This is a genomic window from Stenotrophomonas sp. A3_2 (assembly GCF_036624925.1).
Lineage (GTDB): Bacteria > Pseudomonadota > Gammaproteobacteria > Xanthomonadales > Xanthomonadaceae > Stenotrophomonas > Stenotrophomonas hibiscicola.
Window position 1 is genome coordinate 1 of sequence record NZ_JAZKVY010000387.1, and the last position, 10,168, is coordinate 10,168.

Genomic DNA, 10,168 nt, shown 5'->3' on the forward strand with positions numbered 1-10,168 from the left:
CTGGAGGCGGGGCTGGTGGAATACATCCAGTACTACAACCAAGAGCGAATCAAATTGAAATTGAAGGGCCTGAGCCCGGTACAGTACCGGGAGCAGGCCCAACAGGCCCAATCGGCCGCCTGACCCCGTCCAAGTCTCGGGGGTCACTTCATGGATGGGTTTACGGCGTGTCCTGCCTGTCCATGCCGCCCCGCCAACCCACGGAATACCAGCTGTTGCTGTTGCTGTTGCTGTTGCCTTGGCTTGAAGCATCTGCAGGTGCAGGGCGCAGCCCTGCCGAAAACACACATAAAAAAACAGCAGACCGAGGCCTGCTGTTTCGGTGTAATGGTGCGCCCGGAGAGATTCGAACTCCCGACCGCCTGGTTCGTAGCCAGGTACTCTATCCAACTGAGCTACGGGCGCCAATTACATAAACTTGTTGTGTTGACTGTGTATGGTGCGCCCGGAGAGATTCGAACTCCCGACCGCCTGGTTCGTAGCCAGGTACTCTATCCAACTGAGCTACGGGCGCGCGGTACACAATCAAATTTTACTGCATTTCCAGCGGCGGATGCCGGAAACCTGTCGAGTGGTGCGCCCGGAGAGATTCGAACTCCCGACCGCCTGGTTCGTAGCCAGGTACTCTATCCAACTGAGCTACGGGCGCCCTGCGACAGGAGCGGAATTATGCGGATGTCGGCGCGGACCGTCAACAGTTTTGTGAAAATTTTCATCCAACTGAATGAAAAAGCTGTCAGCCACGGCGTCCGGCGCCTTCAGCCACGCGAAATGATCGGCGCGCGTGCCCAGTTCCTGCGCGGACAGCACGCGCAGCTGCGCGTCCACATTCGGCAGCTTCGCCAGCAGCGTCTGCATCGATCCGGTGGGGGCCAACCAGTCGTGCTCCATCAGCACCGCCTGCGCGCTGCCATGCACGCGCGCCATGTGCGCATCGAGGTCTTCGTCCATGCCGGACGCGGCGTAGTGGTTGTTCAGGCCCACGCGCGCCCAGTCGGCAATCAGGCCGCGCGCCTCGGTGCCGCCGAAGCCAAGGCGACGGCCATGCAGCACGCCCTGGCGCTGCGCGATCCACGGCAGAAAGCGGTAGACCAGCGGCAGCAGCCATCCGCGTGGTGGCGGGAAGCCACGCCAGAACGGTGAGCCGCTGGCGGCCAGCCACAGCCGGTTGAAGTGCTGCGGATGGCGTCCGGCATGCACGCAGGCCAGCTGCCCGCCAAGGCTGTGGCCGCCGATGATCCAGGGCAGGGTGCCAGCCTCTTCATCCGCTGCAGCCAGAACGGCCTGGCTGCCTGGCAGATCCTGTTCGAGTACCTCGCGATAGCCCCAGTCCAGCGCGCGCGATGGGCGCAGCGAACTGCTGCCGTTGCCGCGCCACTCGTGCAGGTACACCGCCACGCCCTTCGCAGCCAGCGCCTGCGCCAACGGCAGGTAATGGCGCGCGGCCACGCCCAGCGCGGGCAGCCACAGCAGGCGCGCAATGGGGTGCGCGGGCACGCAGGCAATCACTTCGTAGCGATGGCCGTCGTCGCACTGTACGGCGAGGATGCGCGGCGCCAGGTTCATGCGTGTGGTGCCGCGCCGAAGTGATCGAGCACCCGCACCTCGCTGCGACCAGGGGCATGGCTCCGCTGCAGGCTGCGTGCGACGTAATCGATGCCGGCTTCGCAGGCGTTGGTCAGGCTCAGGCCATTGCACAGCTGCGCGGCGATGGCCGCAGCCAGCGTGCAGCCGGTGCCATGTGCATCCAGTGGCAGGCGGGCGTGGATGAATTCTTCGTTGCTGACGCCGTCGAAGTAGCGGTCGATTACGCGGTTGCCTTCCTGCAGGTGGCCACCTTTCAGCAGTACGGCGCCGGCACCGAGATCGAGCAGGGCTGACGCCGCGCGCTCAGCGTCATCGCCATTGCTGATCTTCCGTCCGACCAGCAGTTCTGCTTCCGGTGTGTTGGGGGTGATCAGCGTGGCCAGCGGGATCAGGCGCTCACGCATGGCCTGCAATGCGCTGTCTTCCAGCAGGCGCGCCCCACTGGTGGCGACCATCACCGGGTCCAGCACCACGTGCGGCGGACGATGCTTCTCCAGTGCGTCAGCAACGGCGTTGATCACGCCGGCGTTGGCCAGCATGCCCAGCTTTACCGCGTGAATGTCGAAATCGTCGAAACAGGCATCCAGCTGCGCGCACAGGAAGTCGATCGGCGGCACATGCACGGCGATGACGCCACGCGTGTTCTGTGCGGTCAGTGCGGTGATTGCGGAGAGGCCGTGCACGCGATGCGCGGCGAAGGTTTTCAGGTCGGCCTGGATGCCCGCCCCTCCACCGGAGTCGGAGCCGGCGATGGTGAGAGCGGAAACGGGAGTGGTCGGGCTCATTCCGCGATTGTGCCGTGGTCGCGCAGGGGAAGGTAGATCCACGCCATGCGCCGATGTCCTTGATTCAATGCCGCCAACGTGCCCATTGCTGGTACAGCACATAGCCCAGGCCCGTCAGGCCAGTCAGCAGGGCAGGGGCGAGCAGGGCGTCATATTGCCAACGCATGAACAGCCAGGCGCCGAGGATGCCGCCGGCGAGGAAGCCGCTGATGATCAGGCCGCTGAGGGTCAGGCGTCGTACCTGCAGCGGCAATCCGCGCAGCAGGTGGCCCAGGCCGATGCCGAGGTCGGTGAACATGCCGCTGAGATGGGTGGTGCGTACCACCGCGCCGCTGAAGGTGGTGGCCATCGCGTTCTGCAGGCCGCAGGCCATGGCGGCGGCCAGTGCGCCCCAGATCTGGTGGCGTTCGAACAGCGGAATGGCCACCAGCAGCAGCGCGGACTCCAAGGCCAGCGCCACGCCGTAGCGTCGGCCCAGTTGCAGGGTACTGTCCTGGATCAACAGGCCGCTGAGCATCGCACCCAGTGAGAACGCGATCAGCAGCCCCCACAGATGGCCGACCGCGCGCCAGTCGCCCTGCGCCAGCGCCATGCCCAGCTGGCTGGTGCTGCCGGTCATGTGGCTGACCGCCTGATGCTCGAAGCCGAGGAAGCCGACCACGTTGACCATGCCGGCCACGCACGAGAGCGCGACCGCACCAATCCAGACCCAGGTGGGCAGGCGTATTCCCATCGGCAAGGCCCCTCAGGGCCCGCCGAAGCCGCCGTTGAACTGCAGCTCGCTGAAGGTATTGCTGGAGGGGTCGAACACCGCGCCCCAGAACTGCGTGCCGCCGTCGCAGACGCGGATCGCTTCCCGTGCCGGATTGATGCCGCTGCCATCGGGCAGATGGAAGGCGTTGACGTAGATCAGCCGCTTGCCGGCGCTTTCGATGCCGACGTACTGGCGGTCGAAGTCCAGCACCTTCGGGACCTGTGCCTGCAGCGACGAGAGCTGTGCTTCCAGCTGGTCGATCTGCTGCCGGCTGGGTGCCCAATAGCCGCTGACCCGGCCCGCCTCGCGGCCTGGACTGGGCCGCGAGCAGGTGTCGAGCACCTGCGCGGCGATGATCGGGCGGGTGACCACCCAGGATTGTCCGGTACGTTCGGCGGTCGGCACGCTGGCCGGGCCGCGCGTGGTGGTGCAGGCGCCGAGCGCGGCTGCGAGGGCGATCGCAGCCGTGGGCAGCAGCAGGCGGGTGCAGCGGTTCACAACACCTCCGACGCGTAATCGGCCAGGCGCGAGCGTTCGCCACGGCGCAGGGTGATGTGCGCACTATGCGGCCAGTTCTTGAAGCGATCCACCGCGTAGGTCAGGCCCGAGGTGGTTTCGGTCAGGTACGGGGTGTCGATCTGCTCGACGTTGCCCAGGCAGACGATCTTGGTGCCGGGGCCAGCACGGGTGATCAGCGTCTTCATCTGCTTGGGGGTGAGGTTCTGCGCCTCGTCCAGGATCAGGTAGCGTGACAGGAACGTGCGGCCGCGCATGAAGTTCATCGAGCGGATCTTGATGCGGCTGGCGAGCAGGTCGTTGGTGGCCTGGCGGCCCCAGGTGCCGCCTTCCTGGTTGTGCGTGAGCACTTCCAGGTTGTCGGTCAGCGCGCCCATCCACGGCGTCATCTTCTCTTCCTCGGTGCCCGGCAGGAAACCGATGTCCTCGCCAACGCTGACCGTGGCGCGGGTCATGATGATCTCGCGGTAGCGCTGCTGGTCCATGGTCTGGGCCAGGCCGGCGGCCAGCGCCAGCAGGGTCTTGCCGGTACCGGCGGTACCCAGCAGGGTGACGAAGTCGATCTCCGGGTCCATCAGTGCGTTCAGCGCGAAATTCTGCTCGCGGTTGCGCGCACTGATGCCCCACACGGCGTGGCTGCCGTGGCGGAAATCATCGACCAGCGACAGCACTACCTTGCCGTCGCCGACCACGCGGCTGACGCGCAGTTCGACTTCGTCTTCGCCGGGCAGGTAGACGTACTGGTTCGGGTACCACTCCTCGCCATCCTGCGCCTGGATCTCGTAATGGCTGCGGCCCTTGTCGCTCCAGCTGCGCAGATCCTCGCCGTGGCGCTTCCAGAAGTCTTCGGGCAGCTCGGTGGCACCGGTGTAGAGCAGGCTGAAATCGTCCAGTGCGCGGTCGTTCTCGTAGTCCTCGGACACGATGCCGGCGATGGCGGCCTTGATCCGCAGGTTGATGTCCTTGGAAACGAACACCACCGGCAGGTCCGGCGTTTCTTCCTTGAGGGCCAGGATCGCGCCGAGGATGGCATTGTCCGGAATGACCTTGCCAAAGCTCTTGCCCGCGTCGAAATGGCTGGTCTGGAAGCGCAGCTTGCCGGCGCTCTGCTTGCCGCGCAGCTGCAGGCCATTGGGACGCTGCAGTGGAATGCCGTCGGCCAGGTTGTCCAGGCCGGATTCCTGCACCAGCTCGTTGAGGAAACGGCTCACCTGGCGAGCGTTGCGGCTGGCTTCGGAGGTGCCCTTCTTGCCGTTGTCCAGCTCCTCGATCACCTGCATGGGCAGGTAGATGTCGTGCTCCTCGAATTTGAACAGCGCGGTGGGATCGTGCATCAGCACGTTGGTATCCAGCACGTAGATGCGCTTGCCTCGGGTCATCGTCGATTCCTGGTTACGGGCAGGGAAAAACCACCACGGCCTGCAGCGGGGCAGGGTGATGGCAGACACGGTAGGCAGTGGGACTCACTTGGACTGGGAGGCCTTCAGTTCGGCGAGAACGGCATCGGCATGGCCGGCAACCTTGACCTTGCGCCAGGACTGCACGATGCGGCTGTCGGGGGAAATCAGGAAGGTGCTGCGTTCGATGCCACGTACCTGCTTGCCGTACATGTTCTTCATCTTGATCACGTCGAAGGCGCTGCACAGCGCTTCGTCGCCATCGCTGACCAGCGGGAAGTTGAAGCCCTGTTTGGCGCAGAAGTTGTCGTGCGACTTCACCGAATCGCGCGAGACGCCCAGTACCACCGCGCCTGCCTTCCTGAACTTCGGCAGCAGGGCGTTGAAGTCGATGCCTTCGGTGGTGCAGCCCGGCGTGCTGTCCTTGGGATAGAAGTACAGCACCAGCCATTGGCCGGCATAGTCGCCGAGGGTGGCGTGGTCGCCGCCGGACAGGGCCAGCGGCAGGGAGAGGGTAGTGCTGTCCAGGGTGTCGCCGTTGTTCATGAGGTCCTTCTGTCGAGCCTGGGTTCTTGCCATTACAGCTACATGAAACGCCACGCGCGCGTGAGAGACGCGCGAAGAATCAGAACTTCATGGGATCCATGATCGCGTCCAGGTTCAGGTGGTCGCAGAACTCAAGGAAATCGTCGCGCAGCGCGGCAATATGCATGTTGGCCGGCACGCCGATGGTGACCTGTGCGCTGAACATTTCCGCACCGGTCTGCATGGCGCGGTAGCGCGTGCTCTGCAGGTTCTCGATGGTGATGCCCTGGCGGTCGAAGAAATCGGCCAGCTGGAACAGGATGCCCGGCTTGTCGGCGGCGATCACCTCGACGATGTAGGGCAGCAGGTTGGACTGCGCCTGCTTGGCGGCGGTGCGGTACCAGACCAGCTTCAGCCCTTCCTCGCGCTCCAGCCGGGTCAGCATCGCCTCCAGCTTGGCCACCGAGTCCCAGGAGCCGGTGGCCAGGGCGGTGACCGAGACGTCGCGGCCGACCGTGGCCAGGCGTGCGTCCACCAGATTGCAGCCGCTGTCGGCGATGCGGCGGGTGACGGGCAGCAGAGGGGACTCCGGATGCGTCGTGTAGGCGTTGATCAGGAGGTGGTTTTCGCTCGGCGCGGGGCGCGGGGTGGTGTCGGTCAAGGCGATTCCGGGTAATGCATGCGTGAGTCTGAATGCCCGCCAGAGGCGGGGATCCACCGGTGTCCAGCATACTTGCCCGTGCTTTCGCGCCGCAAGTAACATTCAGGTCGCCCCCGGCCTTTCGTGGCGGGCGTTTTCCCTTTCCAGCCAAGAGCAGCACGTCCTTGTCCCTTTCCGGCCTCATCACCGCGCTGGCGACCCCGTTCCGGGCCGACGGCGCCCTCGATCCCGACGGTTGGCAGCGCCTGCTGCACCTGCAACTGGAAGGTGGCGTCCATGGCGTTGTCGTTGCCGGCTCGACCGGCGAAGCGGCAACCCTCACCGATGCCGAGTACGACCTGCTGCTGGCCAGCGCGGTCGAACGCATTGGCGGCCGCATCCCGGTCATGGCCGGCACCGGCCTGTCCGGTACTGCCAAAACCATCGAACAGACCCGTCGTGCGGCCGCGCTTGGCGCCAGCCATGCACTGGTGGTCACCCCGCCTTACGTAAGGCCGACCCAGGCCGGCCTGATTGCCCATTATCGTGCGGTCGCCGACCAGGGCGGGTTGCCGGTCGTGCTGTACAACGTGCCCGGCCGTACCGGTTGCGACATGCAGCCGGAGACCGTGGCCGAACTGGCCAGCCACCCCAACATCGTCGGCATCAAGGAGGCGGTGGGCGACACCGGCCGGGTGCAGGCGCTGCTGGCGCTGCGCAGCCCGAAGTTCGCGGTCCTCAGTGGCGATGACGGCACCGCCGCGCGCTCGATCCGGGCCGGCATCGATGGCCTGATCTCCGTGGGCTCCAACGTGCTTCCGGGTGCCTACCGCCGGATGTGCGAACTGGCCGCCGCGCACGACCATGCAGCCACCGAATCCTGGGACGCGCGCCTGCAGCCGTTCCACGATTTCTGCGGCGTTGAACCGAACCCGATTCCGGTCAAGGCGCTGCTGCGCCGCATCGGTGTCGGCCATGACCTGCGCCTGCCGCTGCTGCCGCTGTCGGCGCCGCACCATGCGGCCGCCGACCACCTTGCCGGCGACATCGCCGCCCTCGAAGCCCTTTCCAGCCACTGACCTTCCGTCTTGGTCTGACCCAGGAGATTCACATGCGTCAATCCGTTTCCACCGTCCGCGTGCTGTCCTATGCCCTGCTTGCTGTGGCGGTCGCTGCCGGCACCACCGGCTGCTTCAAGCGCGGCGTCAAGGGCGACTACGCCCTGGCCCCGGAAATGCGTCCGCTGGAAGTGCCGCCGGACCTGAACCTGCCGGCCACCACCGGCGACAACAAGGTGCCGACCCTTTCCTCGGCGACCAAGCCGGCGGCCCCGGTGGCTGCGGCCCCGGCCGTGGGCAACACGGGTTTCACCATCGCCGGTGGCAAGGATGAGGCCTTCGCCAAGGTCGGCACCGCGCTGGAAGGCGTGGAAGGCGTGACCATCGCCAGCCGCGCGCAGCTGCTGGGCTCGTATGACGTGGCCTACGAAGGCAGCAACTTCCTGGTCCGCGTGGTGGCCGTCGATGCCGGCGCCTACATCTCCGCGGTGGACCCGCGCGGCCTGCCGGCCACGGCCGAAGCGCCGGTAAAGCTGATCGCCGCGCTCAAGGCGAAGCTGGCGCAGTAAGGGCTGGTCGGGTGGATGCGGGCCTTGGTCGGCACCTGCCTTGGGTAGCGCCGGGCCCAGCCCGGCGCGCTTGAAGCGCGGCCCAGGATCCGCCGGGCATGGCCCGGCGCTACCGGAAATGGAAAAGGGCGCCCAAGGCGCCCTTTTTCGTTGTCGCAGCAGGCGCTTCTCAGCGTTCCAGCAGCTTCAGCTTGTCCGGCTTGCCATCCCATTCGGCGGCGTCGGCAGGCGGGTCCTTGCGCACGGTCAGCACCGGCCACTCCTTCGCCAGCTCGGCGTTGAGGGCGACGAAGCTCTCCTGGCCGGCAGGAACATCGTCCTCCGGGAAGATCGCGTTGACCGGGCATTCCGGTTCGCACAGGGTGCAGTCGATGCACTCATCCGGATCGATCACCAGGAAGTTCGGGCCTTCGTGGAAGCAATCCACGGGGCACACTTCCACGCAATCGGTGTGTTTGCACTTGATGCAGTTTTCGGTGACGACAAAGGGCATGGGCTGGGGGCGGATCGATTCCTGAACCCGCCAATTCTAGAACAGGTTGGCCCCCAGTGTCGGCGCGGGGCGGAAATCGGGCGCCTGGCAGGCGCGGCCGTGGCGGACATTGGCGGCAGGGCAAGGCCTGTGCGACGCTGCGGGTCAGCCGGCTGCGTCGGATGGCCGGCCTCCCTTCCCAACAGGTTCATCCATGTCCCAGCGCCAACCCGGCATCGCCTCCCACGGCGGCGAAAACACGGCATTCATCGTCCTCATCAGCTGCGTGGCCACCCTCGGTGGATTCCTGTTCGGCTTCGATAGTGGTGTCATCAATGGCACGGTCGACGGCCTTCGCCAGGCCTTCAACTCCAGCGAGGCGGCGCTTGGTTTCGAAGTCGCTTCGATGCTGCTGGGGTGTGCGGTCGGTGCCTTCCTGGCAGGCTGGCTGGGGGATCGCCTGGGCCGCCGAGGCGTGCTGATCGTGTCGGCGCTGATGTTCCTGGTTTCGGCGCTGGGCGCCGGTGCCGCTCACGCTTCCTGGCTGTTCATCGCCGCGCGCGTGCTGGGCGGTTTCGCGGTGGGCGCGGCCAGCGTGATGTCGCCGGCCTACATCGCCGAGGTGGCCTCGGCGCGCTATCGCGGGCGCTTGGCCACGGTGCAGCAGATGGCGATCATCTGCGGCCTGTTCGCCGCCTTCCTCAGCAATTACCTGCTGGCCCGTGCCGCTGGGGCGTCGACCGAGCCGCTATGGCTGGGCCATGAGGCCTGGCGCTGGATGTTCTGGATGCAGGCGCTGCCATCGGGGCTGTTCCTGCTGCTGTTGCTGGTGATTCCCGAAAGCCCGCGCTTCCTGGTCGTGAAGGGGCGCCCGGAGCAGGCGAGGGCGGTGTTGGCGCGGCTGTACGGCGAGGCCGCAGCCACGGCCAAGCAGGCCGAGATCGAGGCGAGCCTGGCCCAGGACCAGCACAAGCCACGCTTCGCCGACCTGCGCGACAAGGTCACCGGCAGGCTGCGCCCGATCCTCTGGGTCGGCATCGGCCTGGCGATGTTCCAGCAGCTGGTCGGCATCAACGTGGTGTTCTACTACGGCGCGGTGCTGTGGCAGGCGGTGGGGTTCTCGGAAAGCGACGCGCTGCTGATCAATGTATTGTCCGGTGCGCTGAGCATCGGTGCCTGCCTGCTGACAGTGCTGCTGATCGACCGCATCGGACGCAAGCCGCTGCTGTGGATCGGCTCGGTCGGCATGTCGGTAGCGCTGGTACTGATGGTGGTCGCGTTCGCCAGTGGCAGTCTCGCCGACGGTCGCCTGCAACTGTCCGACGGCATGGGCCGGCTGGCGCTGGTGGCGGCCAACGTCTATGTGGTGTTCTTCAACATGTCCTGGGGCCCGGTGATGTGGGTGATGCTGGGTGAAATGTTCCCCAACCAGATCCGCGGCCCGGCATTGGCCGTCGCCGGTGCGGCGCAGTGGACGTCGAATTTCGCGATCACCGTGACGTTCCCGATGCTGCTGGCGGGCATCGGCCTGGCCGGGGCCTACGGGATCTATACGGTGGCGGCCATCCTCTCGATCTTCTTCGTGGTCCGCTACGTGCGCGAGACCAAGGGCAAGGAGCTGGAGCAGATGGAAGGCTGACGCTGCCCGGCTTCGGTTGCATTCCGTTGGCGCCTCGGTGTCATCGAGGGCGAAGGCGGGGCAGCCCAATCCGGGACACGCCGTGAACCCATCCATGAAGTGACCCCCGAGACTTGGACGGGGTCAGGCGGCCGATTGGGCCTGTTGGGCCTGCTCCCGGTACTGTACCGGGCTCAGGCCCTTCAATTTCAACTTGATTCGCTCTTGGTTGTAGTACTGGATGTAT

Annotated in this window: 13 protein-coding genes and 3 tRNA genes; 4 read left to right on the forward strand and 12 right to left on the reverse strand. The window is 66.0% G+C overall.

What is annotated here, in order from left to right; genetic code table 11:
- Window positions 1–123: IS3 family transposase (locus R5H29_RS22735; RefSeq protein WP_332328662.1), on the forward strand; the 123-nt coding region annotated here is incomplete at its 5' end.
- Window positions 124–328: 205 nt separating this feature from the next.
- On the opposite strand, the gene R5H29_RS22740 is transcribed toward R5H29_RS22735, so the two are convergent.
- From R5H29_RS22740 to R5H29_RS22785, 10 genes are all read right to left on the reverse strand, one after another.
- Window positions 329–405 (reverse strand) — tRNA-Arg (locus R5H29_RS22740).
- Between the two features lie 32 nt (window positions 406–437).
- A tRNA-Arg gene (locus R5H29_RS22745) sits at window positions 438–514 on the reverse strand.
- A gap of 58 nt (window positions 515–572) precedes the next feature.
- Window positions 573–649: transfer RNA gene (locus tag R5H29_RS22750), tRNA-Arg, on the reverse strand.
- The gene (locus R5H29_RS22755) at window positions 640–1,566 is read right to left on the reverse strand and encodes an alpha/beta fold hydrolase (RefSeq protein WP_288040143.1); all 927 of its coding nucleotides are present in this window, start codon (window positions 1,564–1,566) and stop codon (window positions 640–642) included. Before R5H29_RS22755 ends, R5H29_RS22750 begins: the two co-directional genes overlap by 10 nt.
- Window positions 1,563–2,372: a bifunctional hydroxymethylpyrimidine kinase/phosphomethylpyrimidine kinase gene (gene thiD / locus R5H29_RS22760; protein WP_332329900.1), complete on the reverse strand. Its 810-nt coding sequence runs from the start codon at window positions 2,370–2,372 to the stop codon at window positions 1,563–1,565. Before thiD ends, R5H29_RS22755 begins: the two co-directional genes overlap by 4 nt.
- Window positions 2,373–2,436: 64 nt before the next feature.
- Window positions 2,437–3,105, reverse strand: coding sequence for a YoaK family protein (locus tag R5H29_RS22765; protein ID WP_019661173.1), 669 nt, complete (start codon window positions 3,103–3,105; stop codon window positions 2,437–2,439).
- 12 nt (window positions 3,106–3,117) lie between these two features.
- The gene (locus R5H29_RS22770; RefSeq protein ID WP_019661174.1) at window positions 3,118–3,624 is read right to left on the reverse strand and encodes a hypothetical protein; all 507 of its coding nucleotides are present in this window, start codon (window positions 3,622–3,624) and stop codon (window positions 3,118–3,120) included.
- Window positions 3,621–5,021 carry a PhoH family protein gene (locus tag R5H29_RS22775; RefSeq protein WP_019661175.1) on the reverse strand — a complete coding sequence of 467 codons (1,401 nt, stop codon included), beginning with the start codon at window positions 5,019–5,021 and terminating at the stop codon, window positions 3,621–3,623. The genes R5H29_RS22770 and R5H29_RS22775 overlap by 4 nt, the downstream gene beginning before the upstream one ends.
- 84 nt (window positions 5,022–5,105) lie before the next feature.
- Entirely contained in the window at window positions 5,106–5,585 is a 480-nt protein-coding gene (locus R5H29_RS22780) for a peroxiredoxin (RefSeq protein WP_019661176.1), read from the reverse strand.
- Window positions 5,586–5,664: 79 nt separating this feature from the next.
- Window positions 5,665–6,225: a glycine cleavage system protein R gene (locus R5H29_RS22785; protein ID WP_019661177.1), complete on the reverse strand. Its 561-nt coding sequence runs from the start codon at window positions 6,223–6,225 to the stop codon at window positions 5,665–5,667.
- A 164-nt stretch (window positions 6,226–6,389) separates the two neighbouring features.
- Between R5H29_RS22785 and dapA the strand changes: the two genes are divergently transcribed.
- Window positions 6,390–7,283, forward strand: coding sequence for a 4-hydroxy-tetrahydrodipicolinate synthase (gene dapA / locus R5H29_RS22790; RefSeq protein WP_019661178.1), 894 nt, complete (start codon window positions 6,390–6,392; stop codon window positions 7,281–7,283).
- Between the two features lie 32 nt (window positions 7,284–7,315).
- On the forward strand, window positions 7,316–7,831 hold the full coding sequence (locus R5H29_RS22795; protein ID WP_019661179.1) for a hypothetical protein: 516 nt from the start codon (window positions 7,316–7,318) through the stop codon (window positions 7,829–7,831).
- Window positions 7,832–8,000: 169 nt separating this feature from the next.
- On the opposite strand, the gene fdxA is transcribed toward R5H29_RS22795, so the two are convergent.
- The gene (gene fdxA, locus R5H29_RS22800; protein WP_332329901.1) at window positions 8,001–8,324 is read right to left on the reverse strand and encodes a ferredoxin FdxA; all 324 of its coding nucleotides are present in this window, start codon (window positions 8,322–8,324) and stop codon (window positions 8,001–8,003) included.
- A 193-nt stretch (window positions 8,325–8,517) separates the two neighbouring features.
- On the opposite strand from fdxA, the gene R5H29_RS22805 reads away from it, so the two are divergent.
- The gene (locus R5H29_RS22805; protein ID WP_019661180.1) at window positions 8,518–9,942 is read left to right on the forward strand and encodes a sugar porter family MFS transporter; all 1,425 of its coding nucleotides are present in this window, start codon (window positions 8,518–8,520) and stop codon (window positions 9,940–9,942) included.
- Between the two features lie 123 nt (window positions 9,943–10,065).
- On the opposite strand, the gene R5H29_RS22810 is transcribed toward R5H29_RS22805, so the two are convergent.
- Window positions 10,066–10,168: IS3 family transposase (locus tag R5H29_RS22810; RefSeq protein WP_332329113.1), on the reverse strand; the 103-nt coding region annotated here is incomplete at its 5' end.